General features: G+C 61.8%; 23 protein-coding genes and 1 pseudogene. 6 read left to right on the top strand and 18 right to left on the bottom strand.

The annotated features are described in order from the left end of the window. Positions 1 to 99: 99 nt before the first annotated feature. Positions 100 to 936 (top strand): siderophore-interacting protein, encoded by an 837-nt coding sequence (locus AB8A33_RS09305; RefSeq protein WP_439092474.1) that lies wholly within the window; start codon positions 100 to 102, stop codon positions 934 to 936. A gap of 30 nt (positions 937 to 966) precedes the next feature. Next, positions 967 to 2,445 (top strand): GH1 family beta-glucosidase, encoded by a 1,479-nt coding sequence (locus AB8A33_RS09300; RefSeq protein WP_439092473.1) that lies wholly within the window; start codon positions 967 to 969, stop codon positions 2,443 to 2,445. Between the two features lies 1 nt (position 2,446). Here AB8A33_RS09300 and AB8A33_RS09295 read toward each other — a convergent pair whose 3' ends face one another. The 5 genes and pseudogenes from AB8A33_RS09295 to AB8A33_RS09275 form a co-directional block, all read right to left on the bottom strand. Continuing rightward, positions 2,447 to 3,292: a phosphodiesterase gene (locus AB8A33_RS09295; protein WP_439092472.1), complete on the bottom strand. Its 846-nt coding sequence runs from the start codon at positions 3,290 to 3,292 to the stop codon at positions 2,447 to 2,449. Then, positions 3,292 to 4,360 (bottom strand): annotated as a pseudogene (locus tag AB8A33_RS09290) (ABC transporter ATP-binding protein). The gene AB8A33_RS09295 and the pseudogene AB8A33_RS09290 overlap by 1 nt, the downstream one beginning before the upstream one ends. Further along, positions 4,357 to 5,142: an ABC transporter permease gene (locus tag AB8A33_RS09285; protein WP_439084579.1), complete on the bottom strand. Its 786-nt coding sequence runs from the start codon at positions 5,140 to 5,142 to the stop codon at positions 4,357 to 4,359. Before AB8A33_RS09285 ends, AB8A33_RS09290 begins: the two are co-directional and overlap by 4 nt. Before the next feature lie 4 nt (positions 5,143 to 5,146). Continuing rightward, on the bottom strand, positions 5,147 to 5,962 hold the full coding sequence (locus AB8A33_RS09280; protein ID WP_439092471.1) for an ABC transporter permease: 816 nt from the start codon (positions 5,960 to 5,962) through the stop codon (positions 5,147 to 5,149). Positions 5,963 to 6,004: 42 nt separating this feature from the next. Then, entirely contained in the window at positions 6,005 to 7,012 is a 1,008-nt protein-coding gene (locus AB8A33_RS09275) for an ABC transporter substrate-binding protein (protein ID WP_068732120.1), read from the bottom strand. Between the two features lie 210 nt (positions 7,013 to 7,222). Here AB8A33_RS09275 and AB8A33_RS09270 point away from each other — a divergent pair, with 210 nt between their 5' ends. Then, positions 7,223 to 7,636: a hypothetical protein gene (locus AB8A33_RS09270; protein ID WP_439092470.1), complete on the top strand. Its 414-nt coding sequence runs from the start codon at positions 7,223 to 7,225 to the stop codon at positions 7,634 to 7,636. Positions 7,637 to 7,645: 9 nt separating this feature from the next. Here AB8A33_RS09270 and AB8A33_RS09265 read toward each other — a convergent pair whose 3' ends face one another. Continuing rightward, a complete protein-coding gene (locus AB8A33_RS09265) occupies positions 7,646 to 7,969 on the bottom strand; it encodes a hypothetical protein (RefSeq protein WP_439092469.1) in 324 nt (107 codons plus the stop codon). Between the two features lie 117 nt (positions 7,970 to 8,086). Beyond that, a complete protein-coding gene (locus AB8A33_RS09260) occupies positions 8,087 to 8,335 on the bottom strand; it encodes a hypothetical protein (protein ID WP_439092468.1) in 249 nt (82 codons plus the stop codon). A 216-nt stretch (positions 8,336 to 8,551) separates the two neighbouring features. Between AB8A33_RS09260 and AB8A33_RS09255 the strand changes: the two genes are divergently transcribed. Then, complete coding sequence (locus tag AB8A33_RS09255) at positions 8,552 to 9,697, top strand: diguanylate cyclase (RefSeq protein WP_439095894.1); 1,146 nt, start codon at positions 8,552 to 8,554, stop codon at positions 9,695 to 9,697. 73 nt (positions 9,698 to 9,770) lie between these two features. Further along, the gene (locus tag AB8A33_RS09250) at positions 9,771 to 10,043 is read left to right on the top strand and encodes a hypothetical protein (protein WP_439092467.1); all 273 of its coding nucleotides are present in this window, start codon (positions 9,771 to 9,773) and stop codon (positions 10,041 to 10,043) included. 7 nt (positions 10,044 to 10,050) lie between these two features. Here the strand turns inward: AB8A33_RS09250 and AB8A33_RS09245 are convergent, their stop codons facing one another. The 4 genes from AB8A33_RS09245 to argE are packed head-to-tail and all read right to left on the bottom strand — an operon-like array spanning position 10,051 to position 13,327. Continuing rightward, entirely contained in the window at positions 10,051 to 10,659 is a 609-nt protein-coding gene (locus AB8A33_RS09245; protein ID WP_439095893.1) for a glutathione S-transferase, read from the bottom strand. 8 nt (positions 10,660 to 10,667) lie between these two features. Further along, on the bottom strand, positions 10,668 to 11,093 hold the full coding sequence (locus AB8A33_RS09240; protein ID WP_439092466.1) for a GlcG/HbpS family heme-binding protein: 426 nt from the start codon (positions 11,091 to 11,093) through the stop codon (positions 10,668 to 10,670). Between the two features lie 48 nt (positions 11,094 to 11,141). Then, complete coding sequence (locus AB8A33_RS09235) at positions 11,142 to 12,152, bottom strand: NAD(P)H-quinone oxidoreductase (RefSeq protein ID WP_439092465.1); 1,011 nt, start codon at positions 12,150 to 12,152, stop codon at positions 11,142 to 11,144. Continuing rightward, a complete protein-coding gene (argE, locus tag AB8A33_RS09230) occupies positions 12,149 to 13,327 on the bottom strand; it encodes an acetylornithine deacetylase (protein WP_439092464.1) in 1,179 nt (392 codons plus the stop codon). The genes AB8A33_RS09235 and argE overlap by 4 nt, the downstream gene beginning before the upstream one ends. A 39-nt stretch (positions 13,328 to 13,366) precedes the next feature. On the opposite strand from argE, the gene AB8A33_RS09225 reads away from it, so the two are divergent. Next, positions 13,367 to 14,020 (top strand): DUF1028 domain-containing protein, encoded by a 654-nt coding sequence (locus tag AB8A33_RS09225; protein WP_439092463.1) that lies wholly within the window; start codon positions 13,367 to 13,369, stop codon positions 14,018 to 14,020. Between the two features lie 11 nt (positions 14,021 to 14,031). Here the strand turns inward: AB8A33_RS09225 and AB8A33_RS09220 are convergent, their stop codons facing one another. The 7 genes from AB8A33_RS09220 to AB8A33_RS09190 all read right to left on the bottom strand — a co-directional run bounded on the left by AB8A33_RS09220 (position 14,032) and on the right by AB8A33_RS09190 (position 20,504). Continuing rightward, positions 14,032 to 15,180 carry an ABC transporter ATP-binding protein gene (locus AB8A33_RS09220; protein WP_439092462.1) on the bottom strand — a complete coding sequence of 383 codons (1,149 nt, stop codon included), beginning with the start codon at positions 15,178 to 15,180 and terminating at the stop codon, positions 14,032 to 14,034. After that, positions 15,164 to 15,979, bottom strand: coding sequence for an ABC transporter permease (locus AB8A33_RS09215; RefSeq protein ID WP_439092461.1), 816 nt, complete (start codon positions 15,977 to 15,979; stop codon positions 15,164 to 15,166). Before AB8A33_RS09215 ends, AB8A33_RS09220 begins: the two co-directional genes overlap by 17 nt. Further along, positions 15,976 to 16,830: an ABC transporter permease gene (locus tag AB8A33_RS09210; RefSeq protein ID WP_439092460.1), complete on the bottom strand. Its 855-nt coding sequence runs from the start codon at positions 16,828 to 16,830 to the stop codon at positions 15,976 to 15,978. Before AB8A33_RS09210 ends, AB8A33_RS09215 begins: the two co-directional genes overlap by 4 nt. Before the next feature lie 78 nt (positions 16,831 to 16,908). After that, positions 16,909 to 17,946, bottom strand: coding sequence for an ABC transporter substrate-binding protein (locus AB8A33_RS09205; RefSeq protein ID WP_439092459.1), 1,038 nt, complete (start codon positions 17,944 to 17,946; stop codon positions 16,909 to 16,911). A 175-nt stretch (positions 17,947 to 18,121) separates the two neighbouring features. Next, positions 18,122 to 18,532: a RidA family protein gene (locus AB8A33_RS09200; protein WP_439092458.1), complete on the bottom strand. Its 411-nt coding sequence runs from the start codon at positions 18,530 to 18,532 to the stop codon at positions 18,122 to 18,124. Positions 18,533 to 18,543: 11 nt separating this feature from the next. Then, positions 18,544 to 19,047, bottom strand: a complete 504-nt coding sequence (locus AB8A33_RS09195; RefSeq protein ID WP_093762112.1) for a flavin reductase family protein — start codon at positions 19,045 to 19,047, stop codon at positions 18,544 to 18,546. Next, positions 19,044 to 20,504, bottom strand: a complete 1,461-nt coding sequence (locus tag AB8A33_RS09190; RefSeq protein ID WP_439092457.1) for a 4-hydroxyphenylacetate 3-hydroxylase family protein — start codon at positions 20,502 to 20,504, stop codon at positions 19,044 to 19,046. Before AB8A33_RS09190 ends, AB8A33_RS09195 begins: the two co-directional genes overlap by 4 nt. Positions 20,505 to 20,585: the final 81 nt, after the last annotated feature.

Genomic DNA, 20,585 nt, shown 5'->3' with positions numbered 1-20,585 from the left:
AAGCGTTAACGTGAACCAACGCGCCGATCGAACCTGATCCAGGCTCGACCTGCGCGACTCCGCGTCAAACAGGCCGATCTGGATTCCCCGGGAATCCACATGACCGACACATCTTCAGAAGCGATTTCAAACGATCTTCATCGCATCGCCCGCGTTCGTCACGAGCTGAAGCGCCGTCTGCTGACCGTCAAGCGCGTGACGTCGGTGACGCCGCACATGAAGCGCATCACCCTCACCGGTGACGATCTCGAAGGCTTTGTTAGCGCGTCCTATGACAACCACGTCAAAGTGTTCTTCCCGCGTCCCGGCGAAGCCGAGCCGCTGATGCCCGTCTTCAGCGAAGGCCGCGTGCTGGTCGATGAGAGCGCGCGGCCAATCGCGCGGGACTACACGCCGCGGCGCTATGACGAAGCCGCGAAAGAGCTCGACCTCGATTTCGCCATTCATGATGCGGGGCCTGCCACGACCTGGGCCACCGAAGCGAAGCCAGGCGATAAAGTCGGTATCGGCGGCCCGCGCGGCTCCTTCGTCGTCCCGGACGACTTCGACTGGTACCTGCTGATCGGCGACGAAACCGCCCTGCCCGCAATCGGCCGCCGACTTGAAGAACTGCGCCCTGCCACACGGGCCATCGTGATCGCGGAAGTCGCCGATGCTTCCGAGGAACAGGTCTTCGCAGCGAAGGCATCCGTCACGATCAACTGGCTGCATCGTGGCCGGCACAGCGCCGGATCGACCACCCTGATGGAGGATGCCTTGCGCAGCCTCAAACTTCCCGTTGGAGACGGCTATGCCTTCATCGCCGGAGAATCCGAGGTGGCCAAGCGCCTCCGCAGGATTCTCGTCGACGAGCGCCAGCATCCCAAGGCATGGATCAAGGCGTCAGGCTATTGGAAAGGCGGCGCAGAGAACTATCATGAGCCGCATGACGACTGATCGTCGCGTCCCGGACTAGCAGGAGATCTGGTGTCCCATCGTTTCACGCGCCGCGATTTTGCCGGAGCGGCCGGCACGCTCGCCGCCGGCCTGGCCGTCCCGACTGCGAAGGCCGAGGCTCAAACAGTCCCGACCACACCGGCAACGCTTGCCAACGACCGGCGTTTTCCTGCCGATTTCGTCTGGGGCACCGCAACGTCGGCCTATCAGATTGAGGGTGCTGTCGCGGCCGAAGGCCGCGGCCCCTCGATCTGGGACAGCTATTCGCACACGCCAAAAAAGATCCGTGGCGGTGGCAACGGCGACCACGCAGTGGATCATTTCCATCGCTACAAGGAAGACGTCCAGCTGATGAAGGCGCTGGGCGCGAAAGCCTATCGCTTCTCCATGTCATGGTCGCGCGTCTTCCCGTCCGGCGGTGGAACGCCCAATCCGCAAGGGCTCGATTTCTACAACCGCCTCATCGACGAGTTATTAGCCAATGGCATCGAACCATACGCCACGCTGTATCACTGGGATCTGCCGCAGCCGCTGCAGGATCGCGTCGGCGGCTGGGCGTCATCAGATACATCGAAGGCGTTCGGCGATTATGCGGCTTATGTGGCGCAACGTATCACCGACCGCGTCAAGAACATTTTCACGATCAACGAATGCGCGACCTTCGTCGACTTCGGCTATGGCCACGGGCCGGTGGAGCTCGCACCTGGCCTGAAGCTGTCGCAAGCGCAGCTCAATCAGATCCGCCATCACGTCGCGCTGGGCCATGGAATGGCCGTGCAGGCGATCCGCGCCAATGGGCGTACGGACACCAGGGTTGGCCTCGCCGAGAATGTCGCGTCCTGCGTCCCGGCCATCGAAACACCGGCCAATATCCGCGCGTCTGAAATCGCAACGCGCGAGATGAATGGCGGCTACATGACCGTCATCCTCGAAGGCAGATATACCGACGCATTCCTGGCCTATGCGGGCAAGAATGCACCGAGCTTCACGGCAGAAGAGTTGAAGACCATCTCCTCGCCCGTCGATTTCGTCGGCCTCAACGTCTACATGCCGCAACACTATGTGGTCGCGAGTGGTGATCAGCATGGCTTCGCATTGGTGCCGTTCCCGAGCTCGTTCCCGCGCATGGATTCAGACTGGCTGCGGATTGGGCCTGAAGCGCTGTATTGGGCGCCGCGCAATGTCGCCAAGGTCTGGAACGTCAAGCAGATCTATATCAGCGAGAACGGCACATCGGCCGCCGACCGGCCGGCCGGTGACGGCAAAATCCACGATCTCGACCGCGTCATGTATCTCAGGAACTATCTCACGCATCTGCAGCGCGCGACGTCGGAAGGCATCCCCGTAAGGGGGTATTTCCACTGGAGCCTGATGGATAATTTCGAATGGTCGGATGGCTATGAAAAACGCTTCGGCCTCTACCACGTCGATTTCGCGACGCAGAAACGAACGCCGAAGCTCAGCGCGGAGTTCTATCGCAGCTTGATCGCGGCCAACGCGCTCGTCTAGCTTAGAGCAGCTTCCCATCGGCTCCGAAGAACGGATGCGGACCGTCGAAGTCGCCGATCGGCACCTGATGGGTCACCAAATGTCCACCCTCCTCGCCATCTGGAAACCAGACATGCAGGTGGAACGCCGGCGGCTCGACACGAAACGACGGCGGACGCAATTCGGCGATGTCGAGATCGACTGCATGGTTCGGCGCCGGGCAAATGGTCGCAACCGTCCCGGCAAATGTCGTCAGCGTCGCGCGATGGACGTGACCGGCGGCGACGATCCGGACACGCGGATGCTTGCGGATGATGGCAGCGAGCGCGTCCGCGTTGAACAGGTCCTGTACGTCCATATGTTCGATGCCAGTGCGGAACGGCGGATGATGCAGGAATAACAATGCCGGCCGCTCACGCGACGATGCCAGCGTGGCATCCAGCCACTCCAGCGTTGCCGCTTCCAGCGTGCCGTGCGGCTTGCCCGGCACATGCGAGTCCAGCAGGATGATGTCGAGCGGGCCAACCGTCCGCGCCTGATCGAGCGGGCCCGACGACTTGGCATAGGCCCAATCGGGAAATGCAGCGCGCATCATGTCGCGGGCATCGTGATTGCCGGGCACGCCGATGAACGGGATCTTGAGCGGCGCCAGCAGTCGCCACAGATGCTCGTATTCGCCGGGCGTCGGCGTATCAACAAGATCGCCGGAGATGACAACAAGATCAGGCCGCGGTTCGAGCGCATTCAGCTCGGCCACACAGCGCTCCAACGCCTTGGCCGTGTCGACCTTGCCATAGGCCAGCTCGCCCGGCGCCTTGATATGCAGATCGGAGATCTGCGCGATGATGGTGGGCTTGGGCTTCGACATCAGTCTTCTTTCGGCAACACGCGAACCGCTTGAGGCGTGACCGACAGGCCGACGCGCTCCCCTGCACGTACATTGATGGTGTTCGGCGCGTCCACCGTCAACGGCTTGTTCGCCGCACCCGTCACCACGAGGCGCTGGCGGTCGCCGATGAAGGCGACGCTTTCGACCAAGCCGCGCAGGAAGGCGTCTGCCTCGGCGACAATTCCGATGGTCTCCGGCCGGATCATCGCCACTGCCGCAGCGTTGTCGGCGGCGTCATTGAGCGCCAGCCAGCCGCCCGGCAGCGTCAGCCGGCCGCCGGCCGCCGGCGACCGGCCCCTCGACGATATTGGCCGCACCGACGAATTCCGCGACGAAACGATTCTGGGGAGCAAAATAGATCTCGCGCGGCGTGCCGATCTGCGCGATGGCGCCCTTGCGCATCACCACGATCCGATCGCCGAGTTCCATGGCTTCGGCCTGGTCGTGCGTCACGTAGATCGCAGTGATCCCGAGCGAACGCAGCAGGCTGTTGAGTTCACTGCGCAGCCGGTCGCGCAGCGAGGCATCGAGCGCCGTCAACGGCTCATCCAGCAGCAGCACCCGTGGACGCACGGCCACCGCGCGCGCCAGCGCGACGCGCTGACGCTGGCCGCCAGACAATTGATCGATACGGCGGTTTTCGAGCCCGCCGATATTGGTCAGCGCCACCATTTCGGCGACACGCGCCGCGCGCGCGGCCTTGTCGACGCCGCGGATCTTGAGCCCGTAGCCAATGTTCTCGGCCACCGTCATGTTGGGAAACAGCGCATAGGACTGGAACACCATGCCGACATGGCGCTGCTCGATTGGCACCGCGGTCATGTCGGTCTTGTCGAACAGCACACGGCCGCCCGCATCGGGCGTCTCCAGCCCGGCGATGATCCGCAGCATGGTGGTCTTGCCGCAGCCAGAGGGGCCGAGCAGCACCAGCGTCTCGCCTGACACGATATCCAGTGAAGCCGGCGCCAGCGCCTGCGTGCCGTCCGGAAAGGTCTTGCCACAGTTCTCGATATGGACGGCCGCGCCGTGGCCTGAGATAGCGCTCATTTCTTTTCGCCCTTCTCGGCAAACATCTGCATCGCCACCAGAAGAGGCACAATCATGATGAAAAAAATCAGTGTGTAGGCCGATGCCACTTCGAGCCGCATCGACGCGTAACTATCGGCGAGGCCGACCGGCAGCGTCTTGGTGAGCGGCGTGTGCAGCATCCAGGTCAGATTGAACTCGCCGAGCGACAGCGTCACCACCATCAGCGATCCGGCGAGAATGCCGGGCATGGCGTTCGGAACGATGACGTTGCAAAAGCGCGTCCATGGCGAGGCGCCGAGCGAGGCAGCCCCCTCGTCCAGCGTCTTGATGTCCACCGAAGCGAACACCGCCATCACCGAGCGCACCATGAAAGGCATCGTGAAGATGACGTGGCCCGTGAGGATGAACAGCCACGACTGCCGGAAGCCACCGAAACCGCCATAGGTCAGCAGCAGCGCCAGCGCGATGGCGAGGCCGGGAATCGCCAGCGGCAGCGTGATGATCTCCTCGATCACCCGCGACAACCTCCCGCCCTTCACGTGCAATCCGTAAGCCGCGGGCACGCCGACCACCAGCGTCACCGCCAGGGTCGCGAAGGCGATCAGAAACGACAGCCCTATTTCACCAGCATAGAGGTTCCAGACCTGCACCACCCATTGCAGCGTGACGCCCGACTGGATGCCGCGGAAGTAATTGACGGTGACGCCGGCCGAAATCGACAGCACGACGGGCACGACGAGGAACGCCGCGACGAGCAGTGTGAAGCCGAGCTGGCCAGCGAAAATCAGGCGGTCTCGCATCGGCTCACCCCGCTGCCGCGACAGCGCCGCCGCTCATTGAGCGGGCCAGCGCGAGGATCACCCAGGCGATCACACCGAGTCCGATCGACAGCGCCGCCGAGATCGCAAAATTCGCCGCCAATGTGAACTCGGTATAGATCAGCATAGGCAGCACATCGATGTTTGTCGCAAGCGTGAAGGCTGTACCGAACGCGCCCATCGCCGTCGCGAAGGCAATCGCGCCCGAGGCTACGAAGGCCGGACCGAGCGCCGGCAGCACAACATCGCGCTGAACCGCCCACGGGCTCGCACCGAGCGAACGCGCCGCCTCCTCCAGCCCGATATCAAGCTTCTGCACCGCGGCCATCACCGTGAGGATCACGCGCGGGATCGAGAAATAGAGATAGCCGAGAAACAGACCGAAAATCGAATAAGCGAACACGACTTTCTCGCCCGTCACCGCGGCGGTGATGGCGCCGATCAGGCCCTGACGTCCGGCCAGCAGAATGATCAGAAAGCCGACTACGACCCCGGGAAATGCCAGCGGAAATGTCAGCATCGCGATCAGCACGGCGCGGCCGGGGAAGCGATGACGCTGCAGGAACAGGCCGGCGATGGTGGCAATCACCAGCGTGGCGATGGTCGTCGCCGCCGCGAGTACGACTGTATTGATCAGCGTGGCGCGATAGCGCGGTTCTGTAATGATCGCGAGATAGGCGGACACGCCACGCGATCCGCCGGCGCCGACGGCGAGCAATTGCGCCATCGGCAAGAGGAAGAAGGCTGCTGTCACCACCACGAGCGGCAGCAGGCAGATCCAAATGAAATTACGATGCGACATGAAATTATGGTGCCCCTGCCCCTGCCGGGGCACCATTGTGCATCAACGGACTTCGGCGAGATAGCGGTCGCTGAAGCCTTTCTGCGCCAGCTCCATCTTGCCCCAGTCCACGCTCTTGGCGCGGGCATATTCGCTATCCGGCAGGAATTTGGCCTTCACGGCTTCCGGCAATTCGATCTTGCGGGCCGGGCGGAGGTAGGCGTTGGTCCAGATCGCCTGACCCTTGTCGGACAGCAGATAATCCATGACCTTCTTGGCCTTGTCCTTATGCGGCGCGTTCTTCACGAGACCGACCACATAGGGAAACACGACCGAGCCTTCGCAGGGAATGACGAATTCGAAACTGCCCTTCTCGGAATACTTGGCGCGATAGGCATTGAAATCATAATCCAACAGGATCGGCATCTCGCCGGAGACGACGCGGGCATAGGACGTCTGCTTCGGCACGATCGCGTCGTTCTTCTTCAACTCCTTGAAGAACGCGATGGCCGGATCGAAATTCTGGTCGGTGCCGCCGAGCGCGAGATTGACTGCAACAGCGCCGACATAACCGACGGCGGCCGAGGTCGGATCGAGATAGCCGACCATGCCCTTGTAGTCGGGCTTGGCGAGATCCTTCCAGCACTTCGGCACCGGCTTGCCAGCAAGGGCATCCTTGTTGACGAAGAAACCGAGCGTGCCGGAATGGATCGTAGTCCAGTAGCCTTCGGAGTCCTTCAGGCCGGCATCGACCTGATCCCAGCCGGCGGGCTTGTAGGGCTCAAGTGCATCCTGCGCCTTGGCCTTCATACCGAAGGTGACGCCGAAATAGCCGATGTCACCGACCGGATTGGCCTTCTCGGCGAGGATCTGAGCCAGTGCCTGACCGGAATTCTTGTTGTCATGCGGCATCTCGATCGAGAGGTCGGTCTTCACCGCCTTGATCATCGACGCCCAGTCGGCCCATTCCGGCGGACAGTTGTAGCAGATGACGTCCGCAGCACGGGCGGGCTGCGATACGGCGGCGAGCGCCAGCGCGGACAGAGCAAATACCAAGCGGAACGGTTTCACGGCGATCGTCTCCATCCTGACGCAGGCTTTAAGGCCGGCGCATAGAAGTCTGAGGGGAATGCGTGACGCCCCACTATAGGCCGCGCATGAAACTTTTGCGACAAAGCCAACCCGCAGCGCATTTGTGCACCGCAACTCGCCTGGGACCCGTCGACAACGTCCCCTAGAAGATGTGAGATCGCCTATCGCCGCTGGTATTGGATTGCAGACGTGAAAGAAACGCCCGAACGCGATCGAGGCCTGCTCGGTCTGGTCGAACGACTCATGAAGAGGCCGGGCGATCCCGAACCGATCAGGCCTGAGCCAGACGCGGACACCAGAGACGGTTTCGATCCGGTCGTCGCAGAGGAGAATCCCGCGGCATCGCTGGAGCCGCAACTTGCGGTCGAGAGCACCCGCACGCTCGGCCGGTCGGAAATCGCCGATGTGATCCTGCGCGCGCTAAAGGGTATCGATGGCTGTCCGACAGCCGGCTTCGAGGTGGTGGTCTATGGCACGAGACCGTGGAACGCCATGTTGCGCATCACACCCGCAGCAGGACCGGTGCCTGACGCGCGCGCGTGGCGCCAGCGGGTCCAGGACATGGTTCAGCTGTTGCGACATCAATACGAGTTGCGCGAATAGACCGGAGGTCTAGCCTTCCATGCGCACCAGCACGACCTCAAACGGCACGCCGGGGCGTTGCTTGACGACACCTCTGCAGGACGCCGTCGTGGTCTTGGATGTCCCGACCAGATCAATCTCGACCTCGTCGATGCCGAAGATCGCGGGCTGGCCATCGGCATGCCGGCGGGTCGCAATCGTCGCCGTGAAAGCATCGCCGTTCTGGATATAGGAACCGCTATAGGCGATCACCGTATCGCCGCCCGACAATCGACCATCAGCGAGCGTGATAATGCCCATGCCTTCCTTGTCGGGAATACGAAACCATGCCGAATAACGGCCATCCGGGAGCATGACAAACCTGAACTGAAAGTTGCGGTACGGCCAAATACCACCAACGCATCAGAAGGACGTTAACAAGATCGGTCGCATTGAAGCGATCGATCTCGCCTTCTTTGATGTAGTACCGCGCTACTTGCCGCCCCCGATATTGCCGCCCTTGATATGGCCGAGCGAGTTGCTGCCATAGGCAGAATTGCCGTGATTACCGCTCATCGCCGCATTGCCACGAAAGATCGCCGGACCTCGCATCTGGCCATAGGCCCCGTAATATCCGTGGTGCGCCTTGTAGCCACGATGGACTTTCTTCGCAGAAGCGGCCGTCGCCGTGAAACTCGCGACCATCAATGCCGCCACCGCTGTTGCCAGTATCTTTTTCATGTTCAACCCTCTGTGATGCCTTGCAGGAAAACGCCGGTCGCTGCGTCTCGTTCCGGCACAAATCGTCGCAAAACGTGGCCTTACAACCTCCGGACATCCCGTCCCTAGGCCTGGTAACGCTTTGCTCACCATACAAAATGGGTGGCCCCGACCGCGATCGGTGGTAAGTGGGTGCTGCTTATTGCGCATCAAATAAATTACACCGCCTCGGACATCATGTTGCTAGATCAGTCCTCCATCTTCGCAGCGATCGGACTCTCGAGCGCCGCGCTCGCACTCACATTGCTCGCAACCTGGCTCGTCGCGCGATCCGAGACCTATCTGCTGACATGGTCGATCGGTCTCGCGACCACGGTGGTTGCCGTCATCATCTATGCAGGCTTCGAGCAGTATGATTCGAGGCTACAGCTCGCTGCATTCATATTGCTGCTTGTCGGCTTCGGGGTGATCTATGCGGGCACCACGCAATTCTGCTCGAACGAGGCCCACTGGATCCGCGCCGCCCTCGTCACCACCGCAGGGCTCGTTCCGATGATCATCGGCTTTGCACTTGGTTACACCGGCACCGGCACGATGGCCGCGAATTTTGGCACGGGCCTTCTCGTTGCGCTGTCGGCCGCACAATATTGGCACGCGCGCGCCGAAGCACCGCTGCTGATGGTCGCAAATGCGCTACTCTATCTCGTCACGGCCGCATCGTTCGTCGCTTGCGGTGCCGAACTCTGGCGTACCGGGCAGTTCGTGCTGACCGATCGACCGATGAATTGGGCAGAACAGTTCAATTCACTGATGGTGATTGTCGGCCTGACCGGAATCGGGGCGCTGTCACTGACGATCAACCAGATCCGGACGTCGAACCGGCATAAATCGGATGCCATGACCGATCCTCTGACCGGCCTGCTCAATCGGCGCGCGCTGTTTGGCGAAAAGGTAACGGAGACAGCATCCAACACCGCCATTCTGGTGATGGATCTCGATCACTTCAAGACGATCAACGATCAATTCGGCCACGCCGCGGGCGACCGCGTGCTGCGCGCCTTTGCCGAGGTCATCTTCTCGAACATTCGCGCCGAAGATGTTGCCGCACGTCTGGGCGGCGAGGAATTCTGCATTGTCCTAGCCGCGTCGAGCCCAAAAGCAGCGGCCGCTGTCGCCGAGCGCATCCGATCGACGCTGGAAACAAAGACGTTCCCGACTTCCGCCGGTGTTATCCACGCCACGGTCAGCGTGGGAATCGCGATCCGGTCGACCGAGCCTGAAACGCTGCAGGCCTTGCTCAGCCGGGCAGATGCGGCGCTCTACCAAGCCAAGGCGGCAGGCCGAAACCGCGTGCAGATTTCTGATTTTCATCTGGCCGCCTGAGCCGCGCGACACCCGGTTCCACGAAAAATTAAGCACTGGCTGGCAGCGTAAGGTTTTTCGGCAGAATGCCCCAATGCCCGGTCAGAAAACCATCGCCATAGAGACGCTCAATCTGCTGCGCGCCTCAGAACCGCTCCCGAACGACAGCCACCTCAAGGCGGCGTCGATTATCGCATTTCCGCTCGGTCCCATTGAGGTCGAGCAGGTCACGCCGCGGTTCTTTGCCTCCTTTGCCATCGAAAGCCTGCTACGCTCGATCTGCTATCGCGAAGAACAATGGCTGATCGACGCCCGGCACAGCCATGCCATGCGGATGACACTGGATTGGGTCGAGGCAGAAAGCTGACGACGAATTATCCCTCGGCCGGAAATGTATCTCGCAGTGATGGCCGCTCCGACACGGTTGCGAACCAGTTGGTCAGCGCCGGCCGCGAGCTGCGCCAGTCGAATGATGCGAAACGAAAATCCAGATAGCCGAGCGCGCAGGCGATAGTGAGGCTGCCGATGCTGATGCGGGCGCCGAACGATGCGACAGAGTTTTCCATCTGATCGAGCGCCGCGGCGATCTTGGTCATCTGACCATCGATCCACTCCGCCGATCTGATCTCGTCGCTACGGCAGGTATTTTCATAGCGCGTGAGCAGCGCCGCATCGAGCAAACCGTCACCGAGCGCCTGTTCGGTGAGCACCTGCCAGCGCTCCGCGCCGCGCGGAAACAGCGAACCGTGTCCGAGGTCGTCGAGATATTCGCAAATCACCCGGCTGTCGAACAGCAGCGTGCCATCCGCCAGCTTCGCCGCCGGCACCTTGGCGAGCGGGTTGAAACCTGCGATCCGCGCGTCGCGCTTCAACGGATGCGCGGCGCTGGGCAGCTTCACGATACGATCGGCGATCCCGAGCTCGATCGCACAGGCCATGACCTTGCGGACGTAGGGCGATGTTGGCGCGTAGAACAGTTCGATGCTGTCGCTCATGGCTTCTGATCCTCCGCGTCAATTGCCGCCAGTGCGGCGCGCGCGACTTCGACATCCTGCGCGCCGGTGCCCGACCCGACGCCGACTGCGCCGACGCACTGGCCTGCAATCACAATGGGCAGTCCGCCTTCGAGATTGGTGAGCCGGCCGCCGCCTGCGATGGCGAGCTTGATCTCGTCGGCGGGATTGAGCCGCGACGTTGGCTGCCGATGCGACGCAGCGGTGATGGCCTTCGACATCGAGGTTTCCCGCGACAGCAATTTGGCGCCGTCCATCCGAACAAAAGCCAGCAGATTGCCGCCGTCGTCAACGATCGTGACGTTCTGCGGCACGCCGAGCTCTTCGGCCTTGGCGACGGCACCCGCCAGCGCTTTGAGCGCGCCTTCATGTGTCAGCTTGAGAGAGGGTTTAGTCGTCGCCATGAGATAGCTCCAGTATCGACATGTGGCGTTTGCGTTCGGCAACGCCGCTCATGAGGCAGCGCCTGCCGGCAGCAACAGCACTTTTCCGATGTTTTCATTGGCTTCGAGAATGCGGTGAGCTTGTGCTGCATCCCCAAGGGGCAACTGGCGCCAGATCAACGGCCTCACTACGCCAGATGCCACCAGCGGCAGCACCTCGGCACGGAGCGCGGCAGCGATTGCGGTCTTCTCCTCGTCGGACTTCGGCCGCAGCGTCGACGACGTCAGATACAATCCCTTCCGCATCACCAAACCGAGATCGATCGGCACCACGCCGCCTTCCATGAAGGACAGGCTGACATGCCGTCCGCCCGGCGCCAGCGCATCGAGATTGCGCGCCACATAGGAACCGCCGACAATATCGAGCACGACATCGACGCCGCGCCTGCTTGTGGCGTCGCGCGCTGCGACAACGAAGTCGTCGGTACGATAGTTGATTGCGATGGCGCCAAGCGCTTCCACCGCCTTCTTCTTGGCATCGCTGCCCACAGTCGCGATGGCCGTCGCGCCGCGGGCGATGGCCATGCGGATCGCAATGGTACCGATGCCACTGGCACCGCCATGCACCAGCACGGTCTCGCCCTTCGACAATCGGCCGCGTTCGAACAGATTGTGCCAGACGGTAAAGAGCGCTTCGGGCAATGCTGCCGCGTGCGCCATCGTCAGCCCCGCGGGCACCGCAAGACAATGAGACGCCTTGGCAATGCAATAGCGCGCATAACCGCCGCCCTTCACCAGGGCCATCACCGCCTGCCCCAACAACGCGGCGTCGCCTCCGACCACGTGGCCAGCGACTTCGAGACCGAGTACGTCAGTGACACTCGGCGGCAGCGGCACAGCACCGCTCCGCTGCATCAGATCAGGGCGATTGACGCCGGCTGCGGCGACCTCGATCAGCACTTCGCCCGGGCCAGGCACAGGCACCGGTCGTTTGACTTGCGTCAGAACGTCAGGACCGCCTGCTTGCGTTGCGATGATCGCCTGCATGGTCGACATGATCGTCGACACTTCGTTCTTCATGATACGCGTATCCACTCTTCACTCGGCCGACGCAGCAAATCTGCCAGCCTGCCCATCATCGCGTTCGCAGCCGCGAGTTCGTCAAAACCAATCCATTCATCGGGTTTGTGCCCGCGCGCCATATCGCCGGGTCCGCAGACCAGCGTCGGGATGCCCGCCTCTGCATAGAGGCCGGCCTCGGTGCCGAAGGCGACAGTTGTTGCGGGTTGCGTATCGCCCGCTATTCCTGCGACCAGACGCGTCACGGCTGCGTCGGCGGCAGTATCGAGCCCGGGATAGGCCGACAGTTCCTCGGAGACGATGTCAGCCTCCGGCGCATTGGCGCGCAGCCGATCACGCTCGCGCGCAACCACCTCGTCGATCCGCGCAAGAATCTCGCTGGCATCACGCCCCGGCATCGTGCGGATCTCGTATTCCAGCACAGCCCGTTCCGGCACCAGATTGACCATGCTGCCGCCATGTAACGAGCCAACGTGAATGGTCGTGTATGGCGGATCGAACGCCGCATCGCCGCCGCGCGCGACTTCCTCATCAGCGAAGGCACGCAGCGCATGCGCGATCGCAACGCCCGCATCGACCGCATTGGCCGCACGATGCGGCATCGCCGAATGACCGGTGCGGCCTGTTACTGTCAGTCGACGCGCGACCTTGCCCTTGTGCGCCCGCACGACACGCATCGTGGTGGGCTCGCCGATAATGGCGAGCGCTGGTGATGCAACAGATTGCATCAGCGCGCGCACCAGATCGGGCGCGCCGCGGCATCCGACTTCCTCGTCATAGGAAAACGCCAGATGCACGGGCGCGGCAGTTGCCGCGTCCTTCAACCGCGGCACGGCCGCGAGAACGACGGCGAGGAAACCCTTCATGTCGGTCGCACCGCGACCATAGACACACTCATCGCGGACCACGCCTGCGAAGGGCGGGACGGTCCAGGCCTGCCCCTCGACCGGCACCACATCCGTATGCGCCGACAGGACCACACCGGGACGATCCACAGGACCGATAGTCGCGAGCAGCGAGGCCTTGCAGCCATCTGGCGACGGCACGCGGCGCGAAGACACGCCCGACGACGCAAGTATCCGCTCGATATATGCGATGATATCGAGATTTGAATTTGCACTTATACTTTCAATATTGATCAGATCGCAAAGTATTTGAGCTATTCGATTGATCATCTATACTCCCAATACTTTTACGATTGCGGGAGCATCACGATGACCTACTCCATCTCGGCACGTTGTCCGGAGACCGGTGCGTTCGGCATTGCCATCACGTCGTCGAGCATTGCCGTGCCGGCGCGCTGCGCCTGGGTGGGGCCGCTCGGTCTCGTGGTGTCGCAGAATGTCACTGATCCGTCGCTCGGCCCAACCGGCCTCGCACTGCTGCGTCAGGGCCTCGGCGCGGGTGCCGTCCTCAACAACCTCACGCTCGGCACGCCGCAACCGGCATGGCGACAGGTCGGCGTGATCGATCGTTACGGCCAGGTGGCCTGGCATTCCGGCGCGCAGGCCTTGCCGATCGTCGGCATCGCGCAAGGCGCCGGCTGCCTTGCGCTCGGCAATCTGCTGGTCGATGAGAAAGTCCCGAGCGTGATGGTCGCGCGGTTCGAGGTGACCACCGGGCAACCGCTGGCGGAGCGCCTGATGTCGGCGTTGGAAGCCGGGCTCGATGCCGGCGGCGAGACCGACGACGAACATGCAGCAGGGCTGCATGTCGCCCACATGTTCGATTGGCCGGTGGTCGACCTGCGAGTCGACTGGCACGACGCGCCGATCGGTGAACTCCGCGCACTGTGGGAGCGCTATCGGCCGCAGCAGAAGGACTATGTCGCGCGCGCGATGAATCCGGGCGCGGCGCCGTCGTTCTAGACGCGACCGCCTCACGCCGCCTCGCCTGGCGGAAACGCCACGATATCGTCGGAGCCGATGGTCAATCCGATCTCGGCTCCGACCGGACAGGACGACAGTGCCGCAATGCCGGGCGAACGTAGCAGTATGCGCTCGCGCGCGCTGCCGGGCGCATCGATATAGAGATCGACATGGCCGCCCTGAAACACCTGTGTCGTCACAGTGCCGGGCAGTGATCCCGAAGCGCCACGCGCCGTGACGGCGAGATGCTCCGGCCGCACGAAGACATCCACGGCATCGCCAATCGAAAGCGCGGCAATCGGCGCCGCAGGAACTTCGGCACTGATGTCGCCGACTGAGACCACCGCGACGTCGCCGCGCTTCTCGACAAGACGCCCGTTGAGGATATTGGCGTCGCCCACGAAGGACGCGACGAAGCGATCCGCCGGACGGCGATAGATATCGTCGGGTGCCGCGATCTGGCGGATGCGCCCGGCCGACATCACGGCGATACGATCCGACATCGACAGCGCCTCGCCCTGATCATGCGTCACGAAGATCGTGGTGACGCCGAGCTCGCGCTGGATCTGCTTGAGCTCGACCTGCATCGAGCCGCGGAGATTCTTGTCGAGCGCCGAGAACGGCTCGTCGAGCAGCAGCACCTTCGGCTTGATCACCAGGGCCCGCGCAAGCGCGACGCGCTGCTGCTGGCCGCCGGACAATTGCTTGGGCTTGCGATCGGCCAAACCTGACAGCTTGACCAGCGCCAGCGCCTCATCGACGCGGCGCCCGATCTCCTTCTTGTCGACGCCGCGGGTCTTCAATCCGTAAGCGATATTCTTGGCGACGCTCATATGCGGGAACAGCGCGTAATTCTGAAACACGATGCCGATCTCGCGCATATGCGCGGGCGTTTCGGTGACCAGATCGCCGTCGATGAAGATCTCGCCATTGTCGGCTTCGAGGAAGCCGGCGACCAAATTGAGCAGCGTCGTCTTTCCGCAGCCGGATGGGCCCAGCAGAGTCATGAACTCGCTCGGCCGGATCTTCAGCCAGGCCTCATGCAGCGCCATGGAATCGCCGAAGCGCTTGGTGACACCGTCGAGCTGCACCGCCGGACGGATCTTGTCGCTTGCCGCGGCTGGCGTGTGTGCCGTCATTGGATCAGTGCGCATCAACATTCAGGATTTTCCCGAGGCCCAGGAAGGAATTGGCGATCGTGAGCAAAGTCGCAGTCACGACGATGTAGATGACCGAGAGCGCGGCCAATGTGGGATCCGCGAATTCGCGGACGTAATTATACATGGCGACCGGCAGCGTCTGCGTGGCCTGGCTGCTGACAAACAGCGTCGCCGTGAATTCGTTGAAGGACAGGATCGCGGCGAACAGCCAGCCGCTCAGCAAGCCCGGAATCAGCAGCGGGATCGTCACCGTGAACAAAATCCGCAGCGGCGTGGCGCCAAGACTTGACGCGGCCAGCTCCAGCCGCGTGTCGAGATTTTCCAGCGAGATGTAAGTGCTGCGCATCACGAAAGGCAGCACCATCACCACGTGAGCGAAGATGACGAGCGGAAAACCGCGACCAACACCCGTCTGCGAGGCGAGAATGAGAATGCCAAGACCGACGGTGTAATGCGGGATGATCAGCGGCGACAGCAGAATGCCTTCGAGAAAATCCCTGAGCGCGAATTTGTAACGATGAATGGCAAAGGCAAAGGCCGATCCCACGACGACCGCGATGCTGGATGCCCAGACCGTCACGGTCAGGCCATTCCAGAACCCCTTCGCGAAATCGGCATAGGAGAAGGCGCGCCAGAACCAGCGCAGTGACCATGACTGCGGCGGAAACTGCAGGATCGCCCGGTCGTTGAAAGCCGAGATCGCGACCACGACGCCGGGCAGCAACACGAAGAGGAGAATGGCGGCAACGAGAACGCGGCCCGACCAGCGCAGCGCAAGGGTTGCAGGTGAGCGTTTCATGTCGTGCCCGCCATACGTTCGAGCGGACTCGCGGCTTTCTTCAGCAGCGCGATCACGGCCAGCGACAATGCAAGGCCAATGATGGAAAGGCTCGCGGCGAAGGGAAAATTGAACGACGAAAAACCGAGCTGATAGATCAGCGTCGAGACGGTAGCGACCCGGCCGCCGCCGATCAGTTGCGGTGTCGCAAAGGCGCTGAACGTCCAGGCAAAGGCGGTGGAGAAGCCGGCAACGATGCCAGGCATAGACAGCGGCAGCGTGATGGTCATGAAGATACGTACCGGGCCGGCGCCCAGACTTTCGGCAGCTTTCTCGTAATTGCGGTCGATATGCGACAGCGCCGCGGCCAGCATGATGACCATGATCGGCATGGTCACGTGCACCAGTGCCGCGATCACACCACCCGAGGTGAACATCATCCGCAACGGACGATCCACCAGGCCGAGCTTGAGCAGCAGCGTGTTCAGAAAGCCGTTATTGCCGAGCACGATCATCCAGGAATAGGTCCGCACCACCTCGCCGAGAAACAGCGGCGTCACCGACACGATCAGGATGAAGGAGCGCAGCGCGGAGCTGTTGGTACGGGTCAACGCATAGGCCAGCGGATAGGCAAGAAGCAACGTGAACACCGCCGTTTCAAAACAGATCAGCACCGTATTCCAGAATGCCAAGGCGTAAAGCGGCCGCAGCATGGCTTCGAAATTGGCCCAGGTGAAGCCGCCGACTTCGAGCGTGCCGGGAATATAGGCCCGCACGCTGTACTGAAAGACAGCCAGCATCGCCGCGATCAGGCCCACAGCGACGAGGCCGGCCGGCGAGACAAACCATCCCAGAAATGGACGTGTGTTCATGGACAAACTCAAGGTGGGCGAACGTGGCGTCAGAGATCGCGACCCGGCAGTAGCAGCCGGATCGCGACCCGAACTCTTTTACGGCGCCATGATGTTTTCGGTGAACCACTTGCGCCAGGTGCCGGTCTTCTCGGCACGCAGCTTGGCATCGATCACCAGCGTCTGCTTCGCCCACTGATCCGCGGTCGTGAAGACGCCCGGCAGCGCTGCAATCTCGGGCTTGACCTTGGCGTTATCGACAACCGGGCTGCCCTTCTTCAGTTCGGCGATCTTCGCCTGCACTTCCGGATCGAGCGCGGTGTTGATGAACTTGTAGGCCAGCTCCGCCTTCGTCGACCCCTTGGTGATGCCCATGGTGTCGACACCGAGCACGGCGCCTTCTTTCGGAATCGCCAGTTTGATCGGCACGCCCTGGGCCTGCATGTAATAGGCGTTCATCGACAGCACGACCTGCACCGGCGTCTCACCAGTCGCAAAGAGCTGCTGGCTGTTGGCGTCGTTGGTGTAGAACGCCTTGTAGTTCGGCTTCAGCGCTTTCATCTTGGCTTCGCCGACTTCCCAAGTCGCTGCATCGCCGCCGGACAGCTTGGCTGCGACCACCATCACATGGCTCGGATCGAAATCGGGCGACGAGATCATGCCCTTGAGCGCAGGATTCCACAGACCTTCCCAACTCTCGAAGCTGACACCCTTGGGCAGCTGATCGGGCAGATAGCCGATCGTGTAGACATAGGCCCAGGAGCCGATGTGATACGGGCTGATCTTGGCCTGCTCGACCAGATGGCTGGCATTCGGGATCTTCGCCATGTCGAGCTTCTCGAACAGATTGTCGTTGGCATAGAGCCAGCCGACATGGGCCGTTGTGAAGGTGACATCACTCTCGGGCTTGGCCGCAGCGAGCTTGGCCTGGTTGAGACGGTCGATGGTGCCGCCGGTGATGTATTCGACCTTCACGCCGGTCTCGGCGGTGAACTTCTTGGCGATCGCTTCATCGATCAGATCGCGAAAACTTCCACCCCAGGTGCTGACCACCAGCTTCTCTTGGGCGGATGCCTGTCCGCCAATCGCGAGCGTCGACAGCAACATCAATGCAGTAAACTTCAAGGCGCGCTTCATCTCGAAACCTCACAAGGATTATGACCCAAAAAGAAAAGCAAACATCATGCCAGACGATTGATTTATCTCAAGAATTTCTGCCGGACGGACACGCGCATCCACGTTCATCGATCATGCGAAAGATGAAGCCGCAAACGTCCGATTGATCTCTGTAGTGCCGGCGAAAAACGCGTCGTTACGCCGGAATTTCCGCGATGATGTCGATTTCCATCAGGTATTCAGGCTTGGCGAGGCCCTGAACGATAATCCCCGTCGAAACCGGATAGACGCCCTTCAGCCATTTGCCGACGACGCGATAGACCGGCTCGCGATAGGCGCGATCGGTGATGTAGATGACGATCTTCACCACGTCCTCGAGCTTGGAGCCTGCCTCTTCAAGCAGCACCTTGGCGCATGTCATGGCATTCTCAGTCTGCGCAGTGGCATCGCCGATACCGACGATCTTGCCGTCGAGATCCATGGCCGTCTGGCCGCGCACATAAACGGTGTTGTTGGCGCGAACGACCATGCAGACATCGTTGTCGAGCGACTGCTCGGGATAGGCTTCCTTGGTGTTGAACTTGCGAAAACGCTGATGGGTGGTCATGGAGCAGATCCTCAGGCGGCGAGACGGCGGAATGTGCGATCGGAAAAGATCAGGGGCAGCGCAGCTTGGTTGCGAACGTTCAGCACCTCGCCCGCGACGATGCGATGCGAGCCGAAATCGAACACGCTGGCGACGCGGCAATCGAAATTGCACAACGCGCCATCGAGCGCAGGCGCGCCGGTCAGCAACTCCGACCAGTCACCGGCAAGAAAACGGTTGTCGCGCAGTTCAGGGATCAACCCGGCGAAGCTGTTGGCAACACGCTCCTGCGTATCAGACAGAATGTTGGCGACGAACACGCCATTGGCCAGCAGCTTTTCGAGATGGCGATTGTCGCGGTGAACGCTGAACACAACCGATGGCGGCTCCATCGACAGCGAACACAGCGACGACACCGTAACGCCCGCGCGGCCCGCCTCGCCATCCGTTGTCACCACTGCCACGCCCGAGGCCGTCATCCGCATGGCGTCGCGGAAGATATCGACCTCGACCAGGGGATGCGCCGCAGCGCTCATGACTTCACCCCGTCGATGCGGTCCGACAACCCGGCCGACTTCTTCACGAAGTCCAGCGGCCCCGCGAAGTCGAAGCTGTTATAGACGGCCGCCAGATGATTGAAGTGTGGCGCTTGCGCGAACTGCACAAAGGTCAGGCGATGACCGGCATAATCGGAGTTCAAGAGATCGCGCGCAAAGGCTAGCAGCTTGCGGCGATCGTCGGCCTGCCACTGATCGTTCAGCGAATAGAACTTGTTGAGCCACCTGCCTGATCCCTCGGCCTCGAACGCGTCGGCATTCGGGGTGATGCAGATCTGACCGCCGCACAGCTCGCGGGCGATATGCATCATCGCCGGCAGCTGCGAACAGGCGAACACGCGGCCGGCATAGAGCATCGACTGCTGCGGCATCAGAAGGCCGCCCGGGCTCTTTTCCGCCATGGCGATGGAGGCGGTGAGATGCGCGTTGATGCCTTCACGGTAGCAGACGAGATCGGCGAGCTTCTCACGAACCGACTGCAGCTTGTCGAGACCGGTCTGCTTGGCGTTCCACATTGCCGCGCCGATCATCATGTCCGCGGTGTAGAGCAGACGCAGCACATAAGGGAATGCCGAGTAGCGATGCAGTGTCGAGCGTACGAACTGCGCCGCGCGGGTGTGGCGATAGAAGAATACGTCTTCCCATGGGATCAGCACGTCGTCGAACACCACCAGCGCCTCGACTTCATCGAAGCGATTTGCGAGCGGATAGTCCTTGGCGTTGGCGCTGCTGCGATTGGCGAAGCCACCGCGGCAGATATGCTTGACGCCCGGCGCACCCATCTTGACGATGCAGCCCACCGCATAGTCGGACAGCTTCTCATTGGCCCAGGCGCCGACGGTCGGCTTCAGATAGGCCTGGTCCGCATAGGCCGCCGCGGTCTCGTATTTCGCGCCGCGAATGATGATGCCCGCATCGGTTTCGCGTGTGACGTGAACCATGAGATCCGGATCCTGCTGCTGCGGCGGCAGGGAACGGTCGCCCTTCGGATCGGTATTGGCCGAGACGTGGAAGATGTCCTTCTCGATCACGGCACGGATGTGATGATCGATATTGGCGGCGAAGCGCGGATCGATCTCGGCCAGCACGTCGCGCCCGTCGGTGAGCGACCACATCTCGCCGATGGTCTCGTCACCGACGCGGGTGACCACGCCGCCGATTTCCTTCATCACGTGATCGACGGCCCTGATCTTATCGTGCCAGTCCTTCTGTTCCGTCGGCGGCTTGTAGAAGACCGAATGTGTCTCGTTGTCTTCAACGTAAGTGAGGTCGGCGGCGTAACGCTCTTCACGCGCCATGTCATACATGCGGGCCTTGACGTCGATGATCGGCTTCAGCGCCGGGTGTGTGGTCACGTCCTTGACGCGCTCGCCATCGATCCAGACCTCGCGACCATCGCGAATGCCCTGCTTGTATTCTTCACCCGTGCGGATCATTGATCGGCTCCTGTTCGACTGGACGACAGGGTGCCGAAGGGCCTATCATAAGGAAAATATTTTTATGTTTGGAGATGCATA

The organism is Tardiphaga sp. 813_E8_N1_3, assembly GCF_051811025.1.
Taxonomy (GTDB): domain Bacteria; phylum Pseudomonadota; class Alphaproteobacteria; order Rhizobiales; family Xanthobacteraceae; genus Tardiphaga.
This window is presented reverse-complemented; position numbering and strand designations above follow the sequence as displayed.

Bases quoted from the DNA above. Each gene is read 5' to 3' on its own strand.
- AB8A33_RS09305 (WP_439092474.1), top strand. From the start codon at position 100: ATGACCGACACATCTTCAGAAGCGATTTCAAACGATCTTCATCGCATC.
- AB8A33_RS09295 (WP_439092472.1), bottom strand. From the start codon at position 3,292: ATGTCGAAGCCCAAGCCCACCATCATCGCGCAGATCTCCGATCTGCAT.
- AB8A33_RS09285 (WP_439084579.1), bottom strand. From the start codon at position 5,142: ATGCGAGACCGCCTGATTTTCGCTGGCCAGCTCGGCTTCACACTGCTC.
- AB8A33_RS09280 (WP_439092471.1), bottom strand. From the start codon at position 5,962: ATGTCGCATCGTAATTTCATTTGGATCTGCCTGCTGCCGCTCGTGGTG.
- AB8A33_RS09265 (WP_439092469.1), bottom strand. From the start codon at position 7,969: ATGCTCCCGGATGGCCGTTATTCGGCATGGTTTCGTATTCCCGACAAG.
- AB8A33_RS09260 (WP_439092468.1), bottom strand. From the start codon at position 8,335: ATGAAAAAGATACTGGCAACAGCGGTGGCGGCATTGATGGTCGCGAGT.
- AB8A33_RS09255 (WP_439095894.1), top strand. From the start codon at position 8,552: ATGTTGCTAGATCAGTCCTCCATCTTCGCAGCGATCGGACTCTCGAGC.
- AB8A33_RS09250 (WP_439092467.1), top strand. From the start codon at position 9,771: ATGCCCGGTCAGAAAACCATCGCCATAGAGACGCTCAATCTGCTGCGC.
- AB8A33_RS09240 (WP_439092466.1), bottom strand. From the start codon at position 11,093: ATGGCGACGACTAAACCCTCTCTCAAGCTGACACATGAAGGCGCGCTC.
- AB8A33_RS09235 (WP_439092465.1), bottom strand. From the start codon at position 12,152: ATGAAGAACGAAGTGTCGACGATCATGTCGACCATGCAGGCGATCATC.
- argE (WP_439092464.1), bottom strand. From the start codon at position 13,327: ATGATCAATCGAATAGCTCAAATACTTTGCGATCTGATCAATATTGAA.
- AB8A33_RS09225 (WP_439092463.1), top strand. From the start codon at position 13,367: ATGACCTACTCCATCTCGGCACGTTGTCCGGAGACCGGTGCGTTCGGC.
- AB8A33_RS09220 (WP_439092462.1), bottom strand. From the start codon at position 15,180: ATGTTGATGCGCACTGATCCAATGACGGCACACACGCCAGCCGCGGCA.
- AB8A33_RS09215 (WP_439092461.1), bottom strand. From the start codon at position 15,979: ATGAAACGCTCACCTGCAACCCTTGCGCTGCGCTGGTCGGGCCGCGTT.
- AB8A33_RS09210 (WP_439092460.1), bottom strand. From the start codon at position 16,830: ATGAACACACGTCCATTTCTGGGATGGTTTGTCTCGCCGGCCGGCCTC.
- AB8A33_RS09205 (WP_439092459.1), bottom strand. From the start codon at position 17,946: ATGAAGCGCGCCTTGAAGTTTACTGCATTGATGTTGCTGTCGACGCTC.
- AB8A33_RS09200 (WP_439092458.1), bottom strand. From the start codon at position 18,532: ATGACCACCCATCAGCGTTTTCGCAAGTTCAACACCAAGGAAGCCTAT.
- AB8A33_RS09195 (WP_093762112.1), bottom strand. From the start codon at position 19,047: ATGAGCGCTGCGGCGCATCCCCTGGTCGAGGTCGATATCTTCCGCGAC.
- AB8A33_RS09190 (WP_439092457.1), bottom strand. From the start codon at position 20,504: ATGATCCGCACGGGTGAAGAATACAAGCAGGGCATTCGCGATGGTCGC.